Origin of the sequence: Mycolicibacterium wolinskyi str. Jessa 2025, assembly GCF_049241375.1 — a bacterium.
Taxonomy (GTDB): domain Bacteria; phylum Actinomycetota; class Actinomycetes; order Mycobacteriales; family Mycobacteriaceae; genus Mycobacterium; species Mycobacterium wolinskyi.
The window spans coordinates 2664297-2682620 of record NZ_CP185960.1; the positions used below are offsets into that span (position 1 = coordinate 2664297).

General features: G+C 65.7%; 18 protein-coding genes. 13 read left to right on the plus strand and 5 right to left on the minus strand.

The window, feature by feature from the left end; all coding sequences use genetic code 11:
- Positions 1 to 2 precede the first annotated feature (2 nt).
- The 3 genes from ACOI2T_RS13110 to ACOI2T_RS13120 are packed head-to-tail and all read right to left on the minus strand — an operon-like array spanning position 3 to position 3789.
- Positions 3 to 764: an SDR family NAD(P)-dependent oxidoreductase gene (locus ACOI2T_RS13110; RefSeq protein ID WP_409501532.1), complete on the minus strand. Its 762-nt coding sequence runs from the start codon at positions 762 to 764 to the stop codon at positions 3 to 5.
- A 27-nt stretch (positions 765 to 791) separates the two neighbouring features.
- A complete protein-coding gene (locus ACOI2T_RS13115) occupies positions 792 to 1805 on the minus strand; it encodes an acetamidase/formamidase family protein (RefSeq protein WP_067852185.1) in 1014 nt (337 codons plus the stop codon).
- A 58-nt stretch (positions 1806 to 1863) separates the two neighbouring features.
- Positions 1864 to 3789 (minus strand): ABC transporter ATP-binding protein/permease, encoded by a 1926-nt coding sequence (locus ACOI2T_RS13120; protein ID WP_409501533.1) that lies wholly within the window; start codon positions 3787 to 3789, stop codon positions 1864 to 1866.
- A 498-nt stretch (positions 3790 to 4287) separates the two neighbouring features.
- Between ACOI2T_RS13120 and fmdA the strand changes: the two genes are divergently transcribed.
- Together fmdA and ACOI2T_RS13130 are read left to right on the plus strand one after the other, a co-directional pair.
- On the plus strand, positions 4288 to 5544 hold the full coding sequence (gene fmdA, locus ACOI2T_RS13125) for a formamidase (protein WP_067852189.1): 1257 nt from the start codon (positions 4288 to 4290) through the stop codon (positions 5542 to 5544).
- 211 nt (positions 5545 to 5755) lie between these two features.
- Complete coding sequence (locus tag ACOI2T_RS13130; protein WP_409501534.1) at positions 5756 to 7327, plus strand: serine/threonine-protein kinase; 1572 nt, start codon at positions 5756 to 5758, stop codon at positions 7325 to 7327.
- Between the two features lie 11 nt (positions 7328 to 7338).
- Here ACOI2T_RS13130 and ACOI2T_RS13135 read toward each other — a convergent pair whose 3' ends face one another.
- Positions 7339 to 7851, minus strand: a complete 513-nt coding sequence (locus ACOI2T_RS13135; RefSeq protein ID WP_409501535.1) for a GNAT family N-acetyltransferase — start codon at positions 7849 to 7851, stop codon at positions 7339 to 7341.
- Between the two features lie 243 nt (positions 7852 to 8094).
- Here ACOI2T_RS13135 and ACOI2T_RS13140 point away from each other — a divergent pair, with 243 nt between their 5' ends.
- The 4 genes from ACOI2T_RS13140 to ACOI2T_RS13155 are packed head-to-tail and all read left to right on the plus strand — an operon-like array spanning position 8095 to position 10800.
- Positions 8095 to 9327: an aromatic ring-hydroxylating oxygenase subunit alpha gene (locus tag ACOI2T_RS13140; RefSeq protein WP_409501536.1), complete on the plus strand. Its 1233-nt coding sequence runs from the start codon at positions 8095 to 8097 to the stop codon at positions 9325 to 9327.
- On the plus strand, positions 9320 to 9835 hold the full coding sequence (locus tag ACOI2T_RS13145) for a nuclear transport factor 2 family protein (RefSeq protein WP_409501537.1): 516 nt from the start codon (positions 9320 to 9322) through the stop codon (positions 9833 to 9835). Before ACOI2T_RS13140 ends, ACOI2T_RS13145 begins: the two co-directional genes overlap by 8 nt.
- Before the next feature lie 12 nt (positions 9836 to 9847).
- Entirely contained in the window at positions 9848 to 10168 is a 321-nt protein-coding gene (locus ACOI2T_RS13150; RefSeq protein ID WP_409501538.1) for a hypothetical protein, read from the plus strand.
- Positions 10165 to 10800: a class I SAM-dependent methyltransferase gene (locus tag ACOI2T_RS13155; protein WP_409501539.1), complete on the plus strand. Its 636-nt coding sequence runs from the start codon at positions 10165 to 10167 to the stop codon at positions 10798 to 10800. Before ACOI2T_RS13150 ends, ACOI2T_RS13155 begins: the two co-directional genes overlap by 4 nt.
- On the opposite strand, the gene ACOI2T_RS13160 is transcribed toward ACOI2T_RS13155, so the two are convergent.
- Entirely contained in the window at positions 10797 to 11453 is a 657-nt protein-coding gene (locus ACOI2T_RS13160; RefSeq protein ID WP_067852203.1) for a GntR family transcriptional regulator, read from the minus strand. The two genes, ACOI2T_RS13155 and ACOI2T_RS13160, sit on opposite strands and share 4 nt — an antisense overlap.
- Positions 11454 to 11607: 154 nt before the next feature.
- On the opposite strand from ACOI2T_RS13160, the gene ACOI2T_RS13165 reads away from it, so the two are divergent.
- The 7 genes from ACOI2T_RS13165 to ACOI2T_RS13195 all read left to right on the plus strand — a co-directional run bounded on the left by ACOI2T_RS13165 (position 11608) and on the right by ACOI2T_RS13195 (position 18318).
- Positions 11608 to 12045 (plus strand): VOC family protein, encoded by a 438-nt coding sequence (locus ACOI2T_RS13165; protein WP_409501540.1) that lies wholly within the window; start codon positions 11608 to 11610, stop codon positions 12043 to 12045.
- A gap of 2 nt (positions 12046 to 12047) precedes the next feature.
- The gene (locus ACOI2T_RS13170; protein ID WP_409501541.1) at positions 12048 to 13433 is read left to right on the plus strand and encodes a gamma-glutamyltransferase; all 1386 of its coding nucleotides are present in this window, start codon (positions 12048 to 12050) and stop codon (positions 13431 to 13433) included.
- Positions 13430 to 14194 carry an aspartate dehydrogenase domain-containing protein gene (locus ACOI2T_RS13175; protein ID WP_409501542.1) on the plus strand — a complete coding sequence of 255 codons (765 nt, stop codon included), beginning with the start codon at positions 13430 to 13432 and terminating at the stop codon, positions 14192 to 14194. The genes ACOI2T_RS13170 and ACOI2T_RS13175 overlap by 4 nt, the downstream gene beginning before the upstream one ends.
- Positions 14191 to 15492, plus strand: a complete 1302-nt coding sequence (locus ACOI2T_RS13180) for an amidohydrolase (RefSeq protein ID WP_409501543.1) — start codon at positions 14191 to 14193, stop codon at positions 15490 to 15492. The genes ACOI2T_RS13175 and ACOI2T_RS13180 overlap by 4 nt, the downstream gene beginning before the upstream one ends.
- Positions 15493 to 15608: 116 nt before the next feature.
- Positions 15609 to 16388, plus strand: a complete 780-nt coding sequence (locus ACOI2T_RS13185; RefSeq protein WP_067852207.1) for an ABC transporter ATP-binding protein — start codon at positions 15609 to 15611, stop codon at positions 16386 to 16388.
- A complete protein-coding gene (locus ACOI2T_RS13190) occupies positions 16385 to 17212 on the plus strand; it encodes an ABC transporter permease (RefSeq protein ID WP_409501544.1) in 828 nt (275 codons plus the stop codon). The genes ACOI2T_RS13185 and ACOI2T_RS13190 overlap by 4 nt, the downstream gene beginning before the upstream one ends.
- 95 nt (positions 17213 to 17307) lie before the next feature.
- Complete coding sequence (locus ACOI2T_RS13195) at positions 17308 to 18318, plus strand: ABC transporter substrate-binding protein (RefSeq protein WP_409501545.1); 1011 nt, start codon at positions 17308 to 17310, stop codon at positions 18316 to 18318.
- Positions 18319 to 18324: the final 6 nt, after the last annotated feature.

The following is an 18324-nucleotide window of genomic DNA, read 5'->3' on the forward strand; positions in this document are numbered from 1 at the left end:
CGTCAGAACTGCACTCCGCGGGTCAGCGCGCCGTCGACGACGAGGTTGGTTCCGGTGATGAAGCTCGCCGCCGAACTGCTCAGGAACACCACGGCGTTGGCCACCTCCTGCGGGGTGGCCATTCGGCCGGTCGGGTTGAGGGCGAGCGCGGCCGCGAAGAGCTCGGGATTGTTCTCCTCGATCGACGGCCACACGCCGCCCGGGAAGTAGGTGTTGCCGGGGCTCACGCTGTTGGCCCGCACGCCTTTGCCGGCGTGGTTGTAGGCCAGGCCCTGCGTGTAGTGGATGATCGCGGCCTTGAACGTCCCGTACGGTCCCGCGGCGAAGTCGATCTCACGACCCGAAACGCTCGAGACCGTGACGATCGAGCCGGCGCCGCTCGCCACCAGATGGGGGAGCGCGGCGTCGACGAGACTCACCGTGCCCATCAGGTCCACCTCGAAACTGGTTCGCCAGTTCTCCGCGCTTTCGGGGATGGCGAGCGCGCTCACGTTGGCGACCACACCGTCCAGCCCGCCGAACGTGTCGACGGCGCCCGATACCCATTCCGTCACGGCCGCGGCATCGCCGACGTCCACCGCGCTGCCGACCGCGGTGGCCCCGCCGGCGGTCAGCTCGGCCTGCGCTTCGGCGACAGCGTCCGGAGTGCGCGCACAGTATGCGACGACGGCGCCCTCGGCCAGCAGTCCCTCGACGACCGCGCGGCCGATGCCACGGGTGCCACCGGTCACCGCGAAACGCTTGCCCGACAATCCGAGATCCATGTTCGTCCCTTCGACGCGTTAGCGGATTCAGTAGGAGATGGTGCCCAGTGCTTTTGCAGCACTGCGTAATTCGTGGTGGACGCCGCCGTAGGCGGCGGCGGAGGGCAGCAGCCGTTTGTCGATTTTGGTGACGGCGCTGTAGTTGACGTCGACGACGTTGGCGATCGGCACCTGCGATATCTGGGTCAACAACTGGTAGGCATCGAGGCGGTCCAGGCCGTACAGCTCGCCCAGCCAATGGATCATCTCGACCTGACCGGCGCGCCACGCTTCCTCCAGCGGGCGGCCCGAACCGATGGCCATGAGATGTGTGTCGGTCTCCAGCCGCGGCCAGGCCGGGCCACCGCCTTTGATGAGTTCGACGATCGCGGTGACGTTCATCGCGCCCTCGACCGCGGTGCCGCAGGATTCGCCTTCGCCCTGCCGGTAGTGCCCGTCGCCGAGCGAGAACAGCGCCCCTTCGACATTGACCCGCAGATAACACGTGGCACCGGCGGTCATCTCGGGCGTGTCCATGTTGCCGCCGAACGCGTCGGGCACCAGGGAGCTGCGCACCTCGCGGCGCGCGGGCGCGACACCGACGGTGCCCAGCATCGGGTTGGCCGGCAGCGCCAGCTCGAAATCGCTGCCGTGCGCCGAGAACGCCAGAGTGTGTGCGGCCGAATCGTATTCGTAGATCCACGTGCGCTCCGGCAGGGCCTCCTGCAGTGTCGGGCTGACCGGAATGCTGGTCAGGCCACCGAAGAACGGGATCAGGGTCGACGCGCCCCAACTCCGGGCAGGCGTGAGGTCGACCAGGTGGACCGCGAGAGTGTCACCCGGTTCGGCGCCCTCGATCCAGAACGGACCGGTCTGCGGATTGAGATCTTCGGTGTCGAGGGCCACGGTCGCCACGCTGTCGCGGCTGGTGATCCGCCCGCCGTAGGCATCTTCGGTCCACAACGTCAGCACGGTCCCCGGCTTGATGCGCATGACGGGCTCGGCGCCCCCGAAGGTGTAGTTCAGCTGCTCAACGGTCGGGGTGAAGGTGATGTGGTCCATGACAGCCATCTTGGTATCCGGACGGCGTCTGTGCCCGGCGAACCCGAAAGAGCGTTCCCTACACCGGAACCGGTTCCTCGTCGTCGATGGTTCCCAATCGCCATTGCCCGCCGCCGAGCAGTTCCAGCCGTTGGTCGTGATGTTTGTTGACCGTCGTGCGGTGGGTGACGCTGACGAACACGGTGTCGGGGAGTTCACGTCGCACCAAACCGTAGATCATGAACTCAAGCGGCTCGTCGAGCGCGGAGGTGGCCTCGTCCAGGAACACCGCCTTCGGTTTGGTCAGCAGAACCCGGGCGAACGCGATGCGTTGCTGTTCGCCGGGGGAGAGCACCTTGGCCCAGTCGTTGACCTCCGACAGCCGGTCGACATAGCGGGGGAGCGCGACCGCCAGGAGCGCTTCGCGTAGCGCGTCATCCGGGATGTCGCCCGGTTCGTGGGGATAGGACACCACGGTTCGCAGATCCCCGAGCGGGACGTAGGGCAGCTGCGACAGGAACAACGTCTCGTTCTCGCCCTGTGGGCAGCGCATCGTGCCGGACGAGTAGGGCCACAATTGGGCGAGGCTGCGCAGCAGTGTCGTCTTACCGGTGCCCGATTCGCCGGTGATGATCATCGCGTTGCCGGGATCGAGGGCCAGGTTGAGGTCGTTGACCAACGGCTCCCCGGCCGGATTGCACACGTCGATGTCGTCGAGTTCGATGACGCTGTCGCGGTTTTCGGTCACCGTGACCCTCGGTAGATCGCGGCTCTCTGCGTTGGCGGTGACGAGGCCGTGCAACCGGATGATGGACGCGCGGTAGCCGGCGAACGTGTCGTAGGAATTGCGGAAGAACGACAGCGCGTCCTGGATGGCGCCGAAGGCCGTCACCGATTGCGTGACGGCGCCGAGCTGGATCTGGCCGGCGAACAGTCGGGGCGCCTGCAGCAGCCACGGCAGCGGGATGATGATGTGGTTCATCGACAGGTTCCAACCCGTGAACACGATCGTTCGGTTGACGAAGCGTTTGTAGTTGGCGACCACGGGCGCGAATCGTTCACGCAGTTGCAGGCGTTCGGCCTTCTCGCCGCGATAGAGCGCCACGGATTCGGCGGCGTCGCGCAACCGCACCAGTGCGTAGCGGAAGGCGGCGTTGAACTTCTCGTTGTTGAACGACAGCCGGATGAGTGGGCGGCCCAGCCAGAACGCGATGACCGTCGCGAATGCGACGTAGACGAACACCGACCAGAACATCGCCCGCGGGACCTCGACGCCGAACACGTTCAGATCCCCCGACAGGTTCCACAAGATCGACGTGAACGAGATGACCGAGACGATCGACGAGATGGCGCCGAAAGGCAGTGTGCCGTTGCTGGTCTGGTGCGGGGTGTTGGGTTGTGGCCCGGAAAGGGCGGTGAACACGTCGATGTCGGACTGGATACGCTGATCGGGATTGTCGATGGTCTGGTCGATGAACCGGGTCCGGTAATAGGCGCGACCGTCGAGCCAGTCGCCCGTGAGCCGGTCGGTCAGCCAGGTCCGCCAGGCCAGCATGAAGCGCTGGGTCATGAACAAATCGATGAGAACCCGCGTGACCAGGATTGCCGCGAGCGCCGAGAAGATCAGCAGCGAAATCCAAAAGCCGCGTACCCCTGAGTCTTTCACGGCCTGGTTGCCGGTCGCGAAGCCCTGCACGGCGATCTGCGCGGCCGAATACAGGTCGTTGCTCTGGTAGCTGAACAGCACCGACAGTCGCACGCCGATGATGACCGACAGCAGCATCGCGCTGAGTAGCAGCCATGGTTTGACGCTGTCGCGGCCGGTGAAATACGCCCCGGTGACGGCCCAGAACTGCCGGCCCCATGTGGTGTACCTGGCAAGGATCGTCAGGACGGCGAATGTGCACAGTGCCGCGATCGTCCATGCTTCGACCAGCCACACGAGCGAGTGGAGTAGTTCGTCGCTCCAGTCGATCGATGGCGTAAACGGCTTCAGATCGTTCACTGGACTTCTCCGGTCTGTCGACTGTTTGCCCGGCTGTGCGTGAAGCTACCGCAGCGCGTGGGTCATTGGTGGTCACCCCGCGCCGCAGCGCCCGCCGGGCAACAAATCAGTTTCAGATGGAAGTTTTTTCTCGAACTGCCGCGCCAACACCTGCACATATCGGTACTGTTGCATGCGTTCTCACCGCAACGGAGGAAAGCTGTTGGTTCTCTACGCATTTCGATGTCAGTCCGGCTGTGGCACCACGAAGCAGCTGTATTCGATGAGTTCTCGACCCGACGCGATCGAGTGCCCGACGTGTTCGGGGCCCGCCCGCAGAACGATCGGCGCTCCGAGTCTCGGGCGCGGGAGCAGTAGTGCGATGGCACTTCAGGACGCGACCCGTGCCACGGCCGACAAGCCCGCCGTCGTCGCGGCACCGGCACCGGCCACGCGTCGACAGAAAATCACCACCAACCCACTTCATCAAAAGCTGCCCCGGCCCTGAAGGAGGATTCAATGCCAGACGTCGTTTTCCCACTCGATTCGACCAAGAAATTCACGGAACAGGAAAAGCTCGGCCACAACCGGTGGCATCCGGATATCCCCGCGGCGGTGACGGTCAAGAAAGGCGACTCATTCCGCGTGCATTGCCGGGAATGGTTCGACGGCGCGATCGTCAACGACGATTCCGCCGACGACATTCTCAACGCGCCGCTGACGACCGTGCACGTGTTGTCGGGCCCGATCGCGGTCGAAGGCGCCAAGCCGGGTGATCTGCTGATCGTCGACATCCTCGACGTCGGCCCCATCCCGCAGGAGGATTCCGGCCCGCTCGCCGGACAGGGCTGGGGCTACACCGGCATCTTCCCCACGCAGAACGGCGGCGGCTTCCTCACCGAACAGTTCCCCGACGCCTACAAGGCGATCTGGGACTTCTCGGGCCAGCACGCCACATCGCGGCACGTCCCCGGCGTCGAGTTCACCGGCATCGTGCATCCCGGTCTGATGGGAACCGCGCCGTCGGCGAAGCTGCTGTCGACCTGGAACACGCGCGAGGCCGCGCTCATCGCGACCGATCCCGACCGGGTGCCGCCGCTGGCGTTGCCGCCCGAGCCGCAGGACGCGATCCTCGGCGGGTTGACCGGCGACGCGTTCACCAAGGCCGCCGCCGAAGCCGCGCGCACCGCGCCGCCGCGTGAGAACGGCGGCAACCAGGACATCAAGAACCTCACCAAGGGCAGCCGGGTGTTCTATCCGGTGTTCGTCGACGGGGCGAACCTGTCGGTCGGCGATCTGCACTTCTCGCAGGGCGACGGTGAGATCACATTCTGCGGCGCGATCGAGATGGGCGGGTTCATCGATCTGCGGGTCGACGTGATCCCCGGCGGCATGGAGACCTACGGCGTGAGCGAGAACGCCATCTTCATGCCCGGCAACACCGATCCGCAGTACTCGGAATGGCTGGCGTTCTCGGGCACCTCGGTCACCCTGGACGGCGAGCAGCGTTACCTCGACTCGCACCTGTCCTACCAGCGGGCCTGCCTGCACGCGATCGATTACCTGACGAAGTTCGGCTACAGCCCCGAGCAGGCATATCTGCTGCTCGGAGCGGCGCCCATCGAAGGCAGGCTGTCCGGCGTCGTCGACATCCCCAACGCCTGCGCGACCGTCTACATCCCGACCGCGATCTTCGACTTCCCGGTCGCCCCGTCGGCGGCCGGGCCGGTCAAGATCGACCCGGGTATCGGCGCACCGCATTCGTCGTTCGGCTGACGGCCCGGCCGCGGTGGTTGCCGCGGTGGTTTCGAAGACCGGGGCGAAACCCATCTATCCTCGTCACCGAGACCACCGCGTGCCCGGCCCGCCCGGGGCTTGGAGAACTGTGTCGCGACACCACGTCCGTCTGGCTATGCGGGAAGCGTCACCGATGACGCTCCTTGGACGGTGGCCTCACGCGAGCCAGGCGGGCTGAAAGGATCGTGCAATGGCCCCGCCCAATGGCGCATCACGCCTCGGCACCCGCTTCGGGCCCTATGAGCTGAGGTCGCTGATCGGCATGGGCGGAATGGGCGAGGTGTACCGCGCCTACGACACGGTGAAAGAACGCATGGTCGCCGTCAAACTCCTGCGTCCCGAGGTCGCGGCCGATCCGAGCTTTCAGGCCCGGTTCCGGCGCGAGTCGCGGGTGGCGGCCCGGCTGCAGGAACCGCACGTGATCCCGGTCCACGACTTCGGCGAGATCGACGGCGTCCTGTTCATCGACATGCGCCTGGTCGAGGGCGCCAGCGTGAAGGAACTCCTGCGGTCGAACGGACCCCTCGAACCGGTGCGGGCGGCGTCGATCATCACGCAGGTGGCCGCCGCGCTGGACGCCGCGCACGCCGACGGGCTGGTCCACCGCGACATCAAGCCGGAGAACGTGCTGCTGACCACCGACGACTTCGCCTACCTCGTCGACTTCGGTATCGCCCATGTCGGCGGTGAGGCCAGCGTCACGATGACGGGCGTGCTCATCGGCTCGAGTGCTTACATGGCCCCGGAACGATTCTCCGGGGGACCGGTCGGTCCGTCGGCCGACATCTATGCGCTGACGTGCCTGCTGTACGAATCGCTGATCGGCAGGCCGCCGTTCGAGACCGGCGATCTCCGCCAGCTCATGAGCGCCCACATGTTCGCGGCGCCGCCGCGGCCGAGCATCATGCGGCGCGGGATACCGCGCGCGTTCGACGACGTCATCGCGGTAGGCATGGCCAAGGAGGCCACGGCGCGGTTCGCGACCGCGGGTGAACTGGCCAAAGCGGCTCGTGAGGCCGCGTCGCCGGGCGCCGCCAAGGCGGCCGCCGCCGAGGAGGCTCCGACGAGGCCCGCGCCTGCCATCCCCGTGATACCTGCCGTCACGCCGCCTCCGACGCCACCGCCGCGCAACACCAGGCAGTTCTCGTCGGTCTATCCGAACCCGGACCACACGGGCTACACGCCGTATCCACCGGCGCCGCCATCGCCACCGCAGCCGGCTCGGGCTCCGGAGCCGGGGCCGCGCAAGTCGCGGCTCACGCGGACCCAGCTGATGCTCGTGGTCGCGACGGTTGTCCTGTTCGGCGTGGCGGCGGTCCTGGCATCGATGTTGGCCAGTGGCGGCGACGACAGTGCTGCGACGCGCCAGACACCGTTGTCGGTGCCACCGGCCACGACGAGCGAGCCGTCAGCGGAGTCGACGACCACCACCACGACGACACCGACGGATGCCCCGAGCGGTACCGACGCCCAGGGTTTCGTCGGGCACACGGCGCGGTGTGACTCCGACAGTTCACCCGCCGTGATGATCCGGACCGCGACGTCACTCGCGGTGATCTGCCAGACCGGGCCGAACAGCTTCTATTACCGCGGTGAGCGGCTCAGTGACGGCGCGAATCTGGAAATCGCGAATGCGGTGCGTTCCGGCGACGGATTCGTTGCCGTCAATCCGGCCGACGGCGCGCGCTATGAAGTGAGCCCGGACAATCTGACCATCAGCAGCAACGGGCGTATCGATTCGTCAGAGCCTGCGCTGGGGTAGCGCCCGGAATTTCAAATGTCGTCGAATGCCGGCGCGTAACGGAATGTGCCCTGCCGATCGGGCGTCCACGACGTGAGTGTCCGGATCTGAAAGTGTTCGGCCCATTCCTCGACGGGCGGGCGGACGCCGAGCGGCGGTGCGGGCCGGAATCCGAACCGGCAGTAGTACGCGGGGTCGCCGAGGAGGACGGCTTCGGGGAAGCCGAGTGCGTCGGCCGCCGCCAGGACGGCATGCATGAGGGCTGAGCCGACGCCGTGCCGTTGGTGGGTGGGCAGCACACCGAGCGGCCCGAGTGCCAGTGACGGCCTGCCGTCGAGATGGGCGCGGCTGCCGAGCACGTGGCCGACGACAGCGCCGTCGATTTCGGCGACCAGGGACAGTGCCGGGATGCTGTCGCCCGCCGCGCCCAATTGGTCGACCAGAGTGGCCTCAACCGACTGTGTCGCTGCGTCGGACGCGAACGCCGCGTTGTGCACGTTTCGCAGCGCTGATCTGTCGTCGGGGGTGGCACGCCGGATGAGCACGAGCAGACTCTGCCTGTCTGCGCGCGGACTCACAACTGATTATTCAGGGGCGGTTGGATACAAGATGCGAAGCGCCGTCACGCGCGCGTGGCCGCGCTACGTCATGTTCCGCGGGTCAACGTGCCGGTGGTTCGTCAAACCTCGCGCCGGTCAATGGCTTTTCCTGGCCGTGACATGACGTGACCGCGTGGTAACACCCGGCGGATAGCTTGGATCCAACATCCTTTGGAAGGAGCGCCATCCGTGCCGAGGTCACTCAGTTCTCGTGCAATCGAAGCGGCGAGAAGGGTTTTGGACGACGTCGACCGGTGCACCGATCCGGTGGCGACGGCCAGGCTGCTTCCGCCCGAGGTCTACACCAGCGACGACTTCTGGGAGTTCGAGAAAGAAGCCATCTTCGCGCGGGAGTGGCTGTGCATCGGTCATGTCAACGAGATTCCCGAGCCCGGGGATCAGTTGCCGCTCACCATCATTGACGAGCCCATCGTGATGCTTCGCGACCTCTCCGGAGATGTTCGCGTCATGTCAGCGGTATGTCAGCACCGCGGTCAACCGCTGTTCGGGGGTTTGGCCGCCGAAGACCGCGGTGCCGACAGCGGGTGCATCAACACCAGGAGAATGGTGTGCCCGTACCACAATTGGCAGTACGGGCTCGACGGTTGTCTGGTGGCCGCGCCATCGATGACCGAGACCGTGCCCGTCAAGCGGTTGCGTGAGACGATCCGTCTTCCTCAGATCCGACACGAGATATTCCACGGACTGGTCTTCATCAACTTCGACGACAACGCCGCACCGCTCGCGCCGACCGTTGCCCGGATGGACGAGGAACTGTCGACCTTCGGGATCGAGGACCTGATCGCGCTGCCGGCTCAGGTGTTCCCGAATCAGGCGTGGAACTGGAAGATTCATCACGACAACGCTCTGGAGCCCTACCACACCAGCTACGTGCACCGAGGCGTGCACGAGGCGGCGCCCGCGAAGAACGCGCGGTTCTACGACTTCGGGGAAGGCGACGGCCAAGTCATGCATCCCACCTATCTGCTGGACGAGAACGCCGGCCTGGCGAGCACCGACGGCAAGCGCACGACATCGATCATTCCCGGTCTCACCGAGGAACAGCGCAAACGGGTGATGTTCGCCTCGATACCGCCCATGTTGTTCAGCATCCTTCAGCCCACGTTCGTCCAGCTCGCGATGATCCACCCGACCGGCCCCGGTTCGATGGACCTGCGGCGGGTGAATCTCTACCCGAAATCCGCTGTCGAGCAACCCGGTTTCCACGAGGCGTACGAGCGGTTCATGGAGCGCAAGGCGCTGGCCATTCATCAGGACGCCGTGACGACCGCCGCACTCCAGCAGGGCCTGCGTTCCCGCTACGCACCTCGCGGACCGCTGTCCTGGTTGGAATCGAACATTCCGCAGCTCAACCAATGGCTGATCGAGCGTTACCGAAAGGCACTCACCGTCGATGTCTGAAACCACCGCCGTTTCCTCCGTGGAGCTGACCGCGTTGCTCGCACGGTTGGACGATCTGGAGTCTCGAGAGGCCATCCGCGGGCTGATGGTCAGCTACATGAGCGCTGCCGATGCGAAAGAAGGCAAGGGGGACAAGGTCGCCCGGCTTTTCACCGAAGACGGCAAATGGCAGAGCGTCGGGCCGCACGGAAATCCCGGGTGGGCGGCGGAGGGCACGGCAGCACTTGTCAAGAAGTTCGATCGCAACGTCGAGCGCATGCCGTTCTCGGCGCACTTCGTCACCAATCCCGCTGTGCAGCTTTCGGGTGACACCGCTCGCGGACAGTTCATGTACTTCCAGGCCTGCACTTACCGCGGCGATCAGCCGTTGTGGATAGCCGGCTCATACGACAACGACTTTCGCCGTGTCGACGGCCAGTGGCTGATCTCGCACATGCGGGTGCACAACTTCTTCACCACGCCGTACGACAAAGGCTGGGTCGCCGTACCGCACATCGATACCCCCTGAGCGGAGTGAGCCGTGAGCTATCGTCATCAGATCCTGCGTAATTTGAAGTTCGGCACTCTCGCCGACTTCGTGGGTGCCGAAAAAGAGAAGAACGCCTTGCGGATTCAAGCCGGGCTGATGCCTTATGCCATCTGGTCGCCGGCGTTCGGAGGGTTGCACCATCTCGTCCTGGAAGCAGAGTTCGAGTCGATGGCGGCATTCGAGGCCGAGCATCTGGCGGCGAAAGCGATCGACGGCATGGCGGCGCTCAACGCGCGCCAACTCGAGTGCGTGATCGAGGGAACCGCGCAAGACCGCCTGCAACGGTTGAGCCTGGAGGCCGGGCAGGGGTGACGCTCCCCGCAACACGCTGGTATCAGTGGCACTCCCAATACGACGATCTGCATTCGCCCGACACCGATCGGCTCGAAGTAGTGCAGGAATTGATCATTGCCGCCCTCGACCGAGCGCCCGCGGGTCCGCTCACGGCGGTGAGTGCGTGTGCGGGGCAGGCGCGCGACCTGCTGCCCGTGCTGATCCATCACCCGCGCGGCCGCGATGTCGGCGCCCGCATGATTGAACTCGATCCGCTCAACGCATCATTTCTTACCGCGGCTCTTGGCAGTACCGACCTCGTCGACGTCGAAGTCGTGATCGCCGACGCCGGAACCACCGACTCCTACATCGGTTCTGTGCCAGCAGATCTGGTGCTGCTGTGCGGGGTGTTCGCGAACATCGACCTGGACGACGCCGAGCGCACCGTCGACGCCGCCACCGCATTGTGCCGGCCGGGCGGCATCGTCGTGTGGTCGAGTTACGGCGCCCAGCTGGCCCACGCCGACGAGGTGGCGGCGCGGTTCGAAGACCGGGCATTCGAGCGAATGGCGTTGCGCCGGAGTACCGAATTCGTCGTCGCGTCGCACCGATATGTGGGTCCGCAGCGCAGCTTGCCCGCGCACACCCGGTTCTTCGGCTTCGGCGGCTAGGACGCACCATCGGGGTGGGCACCGCCTTGATTCGCATGGCGATTGGTGAGATGCCTGCGCATCAACATCATTGCCAGCTCGGCGTCGGCGTCGAGCACCGCCCGGAGGATCGCGGCATGCTCGTCCCACGAGCTGCCCACCGCCGTGCTCTTGCCGCCGACAAGGTGGTGCGACTGGTTTCGCACGGCGCGCAGCGTCTCGGCGAGAAACCGCGAGCCGGCGCCCTCGCCCAGCGCGGCGTGGAACTCTTCGTTGAGTTCGTCGAGTTGGGTGTCGTCGCCCGCCTCGGCGGCGCGCTGTCCCTCGTCGAGAATCCTGCGCAGCCTTGACTGCTCGTCCGCGGTGAACCGGTTGACGGTGTGGCGTACGGCGATCAGTTCGAGCGCGACCCGCATTTCCCGCACCACCTCGAGCTCGTGCTGGTCGAGTTCGACCACTCGAACGCCGCGCCGGGGCAGGGACTCGACGAGTCCTTCCGCCTCGAGTCGCCGGAACGCCTCCCGCACCGGAAAGCGTGACACGCCAAGCCGTTCGGAGATACTGAACTCGTTCAGCCGCTCACCCGGCGCCAACTCGCCGTCGAGGATCAGCCGCCGTAATTCGTCGACGGTCTCGGTGCGCAGGGACCGATGTCGGCTTCCGATGGAAGACATTTGGCGAACCCCCGGGTGGCGAGTCACTGGCTATTGGATACGAAGCACTGTATTACCAGGACAGTACACGCCGGGCCGGTGACCCGCCCGGCTGAAACGTACCCGTAATTGGCTGTGCCGTAGGCGGTAACAATCTTTGGATACAACATACTTCGTGACTTCCACATACTCACACATCGCCGCCACCGGCATGGGCGCCGTGACCGTCAAACAGTTCGACCACATCGTGCTGCGTGTACGTGACCCCGAAACGTCTGTCCAGTGGTATGTCGAGAAGTTCGGCTTCCTGGTGCACCGGTTGGATGAATTCCGCGCCGGCACCGTGCCATTCCCGTCGGTGGAGATCTGCCCCGGCGCCATCATCGATCTGGACGGCAGGCATGCGGCGACCGGAACGAACGTTTCGCACTTCTGCATCGAGATCGAGCCAACCGACATGTATGCGCTCGTGGGGTCGGGTCGGTTCGAGACCGCCGACGGTCCGTACCGCCGTTGGGGCGCAAGAGGTCTGGCAGACCTCGTCTATGTGGAGGATCCGGACGGCCATATCATCGAGCTGCGACACTACGGGCCGAGCCAGATCGAGGGCTGACGGTGCTCGACGTGCTCGCCCGGCGCGCGGTGGCATCGGGAAGCCTCGGCGCGGTGTCGGCAGGGTCGAGGACGGCAGCCGCGATCGGAGCGTCAGCGCTCCTTGCGGGCGGCAACGCATTCGACGCAGCGCTTGCCGCAGCGCTGTCCGAGACCGTTGCCCTGCCGTCCAAATGTGGCTTGGCCGGCGATGTGGTGGCGTTGTACGTGACCGCCGGTGCTTCGGCCCCCATCTCCCTCGTCGCCATCGGCGGGGCGTCGGCTGGTTTGTACGCAGCCGCCGAAGCTGCCGGCTGGGAGGTACCCGCAACCGGACCGCTCTCGGTCGGCATCCCGGGTGCGCCGGCTGGATACAGCAGAATCGCCGAGCTCGCACGGCTACCGCTCGACAGGCTCGTCGCGCCCGCCGTAGAACTGGCTCGCCGCGGTGTGTGGTGGTCACCGATGAACGCCACGCTGGAGTGCGAGGCACGTGCACTCCTGTACCGCTACCAACCCGACGGCTGCGTCTACTCGCCGCGCGATGCCACACACACCGTGGGCGACATGGTGCGGCTTCCGGGGCTCGCGGTTGTACTGGAGGAGTTCGTCGCGCGCGGTGCCGATCTTTTCACCGGCCCGGTCGGTGATGCGGTCGTCGACTGCATGCAACGGCACGGCGGCATGCTGACGGCGACAGACCTGGTTTCGGTTGATGTGGCCGAGGAGGCCGCACACTGTGTGCAGACAGAGTCGGGGCCGCTCTGGGCGACCAACGCGCCGACCTATGGGCCCGCGCTCACACATGCCATGGCCGGCCGTGTCGTCAGCGATGTCGGGCCCGGCGATGTGCGGCGGAGCCTGGCCGAGTTGGCGGACACGAAAACGGCTGCCGCCGAGGGTACTTCGACAGTCGCTGCGGTGGATGAAGCGGGCAACGCGGTCGTGCTCGTTCATTCGTTGTCGTTTCCCCAGTACGGCAGCGGCCTTGTGGTCGGCGAATACGACTTGATCCTGTCCAACCGGGCCGGGCGCGGGTTCACGTTCGCACCGGGGCACCCCAACGCTCCCGTCGCGGGCCGGCGTCCGCTGACCACATTGCACGCGTGGGGGATTGGGCACCGGGACGGCTGGATACTCGGCGCGACACCGGGCGGTCAGCAGCAGGTTCCGTGGAACGTCCAGCTCGTCGCGCAGCTGTTGGACGCTTCCGACGACGGAGAACAGGCCATGGGTGACGCACTCGTCACACCGAGATGGCAGCTCGACGCCCCCGGTGATGTTCGGCACGAGGGCCAAGAACTCGGCCGGTTCGAGGCGCGCTCCAGCCACACGCTGGTGCGTACCGCAACGAGCCGGTGTGCGGCTGCGGCAGATCCCCGGTGGGACGGGGCGGCGGTGGCGGTATGACGGGCGTGACGGTGATGGGCAGGGGAGCAATCGGTGGTTTGGTGGCCGCCGGTCTCGCGCGTGGCGATGTGCCGGGGTGCAGCCTTGTCACCGCACTCAACTCACGTAGTGAACGGACACAGGTGCTCGCCGCGATCCGCGCCGGCGATGTCGTGGTCGAGGCGACCACCGTCGAAAGCGCACAGTCCATCATCGGCCTGACCGTGGCGATGGGCCGAGACATCGTCGTGTGCTCGGCCGGAGCGTTGGCCGAGCCGAATTTCTTGCCACAACTGTCGGGTCCGGGACGGATCATCCTGCCTGCCGGCGCCATCGGAGGTTTCGACCTCCTGGCGGCCGCGGCACGAGCCGATCGCGGCGAAGCGCGGGCACAGCACATCACGGTAAAGCGGGCCGCGGCGCTCGGTGCGGACCCGGCCCTGGCCGAGCCCGTGGAAGTGTTTCGAGGCTCAGCCCGCGACGCGGCTCTGCGGTACCCACGTACCTCGAACTCGTCGGTCGCGCTTGCTCTTGCCACCGTGGGCCTCGACCGGCTGGAGGTAATCGTGATGGCCGACCCCGCAGCGGATTGCACCCACCATACGGTGCGGTGGTCGTCGGCGGTCGGCCGCTACGAATTCCGCTTCCACAACACCGTCGACCCGGCGTCCGGCGGAAGAACATCGGCCATCACGGCGTGGTCGGTCCTGGAGACCCTGTCGGGTTTGCACCGCGGGGTCGGCCCGGGCGTGGTGGTCCAGCCGGGCGGAGACGGCTCATGACCGTTGGGCCGCAAGCGGTCGACGGCCGTGTGCGTGAGCTGCGCGACCAGTTCTCCGGCGCCCTTGCGTCGGCGGTGGACCTCTACCGGGATCTGCATCGTCATCCCGAACTGTCCATGCAGGAGCATCGGACCCAGGAGGTCTTGCGCGCTGCGCTCAACCGGACGTCTGCCGCAGTGCGCGAATGCGCGGACACCGGCCTGGTCGCGGTGCTTCGCAATGGTCGGGGGCCGGTCATCGCGATGCGCGCCGACATCGATGCGCTTCCGCTGCCAGAGTTCACCGGCCTCGCATACGCCAGCCGAGCAGTCGGCACGCTGCCCGACGGCCGGCAGACACCGGTGATGCATGCGTGCGGACATGATGTACATGCCAGTGCGCTCGTCGCCGCACTCACACAGCTCGACCGGCGCCGCGACACGTGGTCGGGAACCCTGGTCGCGGTCTTTCAGCCCGGCGAGGAGACCGGTGTCGGTGCCGCAGCCATGATCGAGGACGGCCTTTTCGACGCCACCGGGATGCCCGACGCGATCTACGCCCAACATGTGACGTCCGGACCGATCGGTCTGCTCGTCTGCCGTCCCGGGTACTTTCTGTCCCATCAGCGTTCGTGGCGAATCACGGTCGACGGCCATGGAGGTCATGCGTCTCGACCGCACCTCGCCAAGGATCCGGTCGTGGCCTCGGCGGCCATGATCGTGCGGCTGCAGGCGATCGTGTCGCGCGAGATCGACCCGTTGCGGATGGCGGTGCTCAGCGTCGGGTCCATCCACGGCGGGACGGCGTCCAACGTCATCCCCGATCGCGTCACCTTCACAGTGACGACTCGTAACTACGAACCCGCGGTGGGCGATCGCCTGGTATCGGCAATGCACAGAGTCATCGCCGCCGAGGCCGCCGTATCCGAGGTGCACGCGCGAATCGATGCTGTCTCGGAGATTCCGGCGTGCAGCAACGATCCCGACGAAACCGCAAACGTGTGCCGCGGCTTGGCAAGTCTGTTCGGTGCTGCGGCCGTGCGCTCACCCGACGACCCGCTTCCGGCGAGCGACGATTTCAGCCAGTACTCCCGTCAACTCGGAATCCCCTCGGTCATATGGAATTTCGGCTGCCAGGAGCCGTCGTTGTTCGGCGACGGGGATGATGTTCCGCGCAATCACACGAGCCGGTTCGCGCCGCACCCCGACGCGGTGACGGTCGGAGCCGCGGCCGCGGTTGCCGTGGTGCGAGAGTGGTGCGCCATCGCGGGATCCAAAATGCAATCCCTTCGAGATGGAGCGGAGGTTGGGCAGCAGTGATCGCCGGAATCCAGTTCGCGCAAGGCGAAACACAGCGGAAACGTCGCACGCAGTCAGCCGTAAAAGTCGGCCGCTACAACTCTCTTGTGGATACAAGATGCAAACGACGGGACGTGATGACGATGTCCGACCGGGTCACCCTGCGCGACGTCTGCATCGTTCACGGCCGGGGCGAGGCCGCGGTCGTGGCCGTGGAGGGAATCGACTTGACGGTGCGTCCGCGTCAAATCGTCTCCGTCGTCGGGCATTCGGGATGCGGCAAATCCACGTTGCTGCGCGCGATCGCCGGCCTGCTGCCCGACGCATCGGTCCAGGGCGAGTTGTCCATCCTCGGCAAAACGCCTGAGGAGGCCCGCAAGTCGGGTCTGATGAGCATGGTGTTCCAAGATGCCGTGCTGGCGCCATGGCGCACGGTCGAGGCCAACGTTCGGCTGCCGATCCAGGTCGCGCGGGGCCGCACGCGGCCACCCGCGAAAACCCCGCGCGAACAACTCGAAGTGGTGGGTCTCAAGGGCTACGAACGGCGTTACCCGAAACAGTTGTCGGGTGGACAACGCCAACGGGTGGCATTGGCCCGCGCACTGGTGATGGAACCGCAGGTGTTGCTCATGGACGAGCCGTTCGGTGCGCTCGACGAGATCACCAGGGACGAGATGCACACCGAACTGTTGCGAATCTGGGGCACGACGGACGCCTCGATCATTCTGGTGACACATTCGATCGCTGAGGCGGTGTTCCTGTCGGATCAGATTCTGGTCATGGCCGCCCACCCCGGCCGGGTCGCCGACGTCATCGACGTCGAATTCCCTCGGCCGCGGCGCAATGAGCTGAAGGACTCCGCCGAGTTCACGCGGATCCAGCACCGAATCCGGGCGTCGTTGGAGGAGAACAGATGACGGCAGTGCCGTTCACCGACAAGCCGCGCGTCAGCGCGGTCATCCCGCCCGCCGAGCGCGCCGGGTGGCTGTTGTCGACCTTCCGCGTCACCCGCGCGTGGCTTGTACTGGGCGCGGGCCTGGTGCTGTGGGAGATCGTGGTGCGCTGGCTGGCGGTACCCCCTTACGTGTTGCCCGCACCGTCGGCCATCGTCGACAGTTTCCTCGACCATCCCGCGTTGTTCCTGTCGGGGATGTGGGTGACCGCGAAGATGTCGCTCGTCGGCTTCGGCGTGGCGATCGTGATCGGCGTCGTGATCGGCGTGATGATGGCGCGCAGTGCGATCTTCGAGGAACTGTCCTATCCGTTCCTCAACATCATTCGCGTGATGCCCACGGTCGCGATCGCACCGCTTCTGATCATCTGGTTCGGCCGCACCGGTCTACCGATCGTCATCTGTTCGTGCCTGATCGCGGTCTTCCCGATCATCGTCGACGTGACCCACGGCCTCACATCCGTTGAGCGAGACCTGATCAACATGATGAAACTCTCGAACGCCAGCGAGTTCTCGATCCTGACCCGGATCAGGATTCCCAACTGCCTGCCGTATCTGTTCTCGTCGTTCCGGGTGGCTGCGCCGGGTGCTGTGGTCGGCACACTGCTCGGAGAGTTCATCGGGTCGAAAACCGGACTCGGTTACCTCATAACCGTTTACAGCGCGCAACTCAACACCGCGGCCGTCTTTGTCCTGGCCTTGCTCTCATGCCTGCTCGGAATCCTGTTCTTCAACATCTGTGTCTGGGGCGAACGAATCCTCGTGCCGTGGAAGACCGTCGTTCGCTGACCCCCGACACCCGAAATTTCCTGACCGAACCCGTCAGGTCGAAACCGTTAGGAGTCACCATGTTCCCAATCTCCGGTCGCGCCCGGTGCGCTGCTGTGCTCGCATCGTCCGCGGCCGTACTTCTCGGTGCCTGCTCGTCGACCGAGGCGGCCTCGTCGTCCTCAGCCTCGGACGGCTCAGTGCCGGTGAAGATGGCGTTCGAATGGACCTGCTCAGGTGACTGGGCTGTGGTCAACGAGGGCATCGAACAAGGCTACTTCGAGAAGAACGGTGTCGACCTGTCCTATGACCGCGGTCAGGGCGGAAGCGACACCGTACCGCTCGTGGCCGCACGGGAATTCGATCTCGGCATCATCTCCGCACCTCCCGCCGTGATCGGTGCGGGACAAGGCATGCCGCTCACCATCATCGGAGCCGCATCGACGGTCGGCCCGGTCACGATCCTGGCGGACCCGTCCATCAAACAGCCGAAGGATCTCGAGGGGCGCAGCCTCGCCGTGCAGACCGATCAGTTCGAGGGCGCCGTCTGGAACGCTTTCGTGACGGCGACCGGTATCGATGCGGGCAAGGTCCGGGTGGTGCCCTCAGACGACGCCACCGAAGCCGAATTCCTCAACGGCGACATCGACGCCTACGTCGTGTTCTATCCGACCGCGAGCACCAAGGCCATCCTGGACCAGCGCCCCGGCCTCACGGTCATGCCGATGCAAGATTACGTCCCGACCTACGGGCACACCATCCTGGCCAACAATGCGTTCCTTCAGGAATACCCGGATGCCGCAAAGGGATTCGTGACCGCGTGGGCCGAGTCGGCGAAGTACGTGCAGGACAATTACCAACAGTCCTACGACCGGCTGGTGGCGAAGTGCCCCGAGGTGGATCCCGGTGCGCTGAAGTTCAGCATGGACGCCTATTTCGACTCGTACAACGCCGAGTACTCCAAGCAGCACGGCTTCGGAAGTTTCTCGGTCGACGGCATCGAACAGACACAGAAGGTCCTGGTCGACGCGGGCTTGGCGGAGTCGAAACCGGTGGCGGAGTTCACCAGTGAGGACTATCAGCCTGCCGAGCCCGTGCTGCCCAACGCCGGCGAAGCCCACCCCTGAGCGGCC

Coding starts and splice junctions, on each gene's coding strand:
- ACOI2T_RS13130 (WP_409501534.1), top strand. CDS start 5,756: ATGGCCCCGCCCAATGGCGCATCACGCCTCGGCACCCGCTTCGGGCCC.
- ACOI2T_RS13145 (WP_409501537.1), top strand. CDS start 9,320: ATGTCTGAAACCACCGCCGTTTCCTCCGTGGAGCTGACCGCGTTGCTC.
- ACOI2T_RS13115 (WP_067852185.1), bottom strand. CDS start 1,805: ATGGACCACATCACCTTCACCCCGACCGTTGAGCAGCTGAACTACACC.
- ACOI2T_RS13185 (WP_067852207.1), top strand. CDS start 15,609: ATGACGATGTCCGACCGGGTCACCCTGCGCGACGTCTGCATCGTTCAC.
- ACOI2T_RS13175 (WP_409501542.1), top strand. CDS start 13,430: ATGACGGGCGTGACGGTGATGGGCAGGGGAGCAATCGGTGGTTTGGTG.
- ACOI2T_RS13180 (WP_409501543.1), top strand. CDS start 14,191: ATGACCGTTGGGCCGCAAGCGGTCGACGGCCGTGTGCGTGAGCTGCGC.
- ACOI2T_RS13160 (WP_067852203.1), bottom strand. CDS start 11,453: ATGTCTTCCATCGGAAGCCGACATCGGTCCCTGCGCACCGAGACCGTC.
- ACOI2T_RS13110 (WP_409501532.1), bottom strand. CDS start 764: ATGGATCTCGGATTGTCGGGCAAGCGTTTCGCGGTGACCGGTGGCACC.
- fmdA (WP_067852189.1), top strand. CDS start 4,288: ATGCCAGACGTCGTTTTCCCACTCGATTCGACCAAGAAATTCACGGAA.
- ACOI2T_RS13190 (WP_409501544.1), top strand. CDS start 16,385: ATGACGGCAGTGCCGTTCACCGACAAGCCGCGCGTCAGCGCGGTCATC.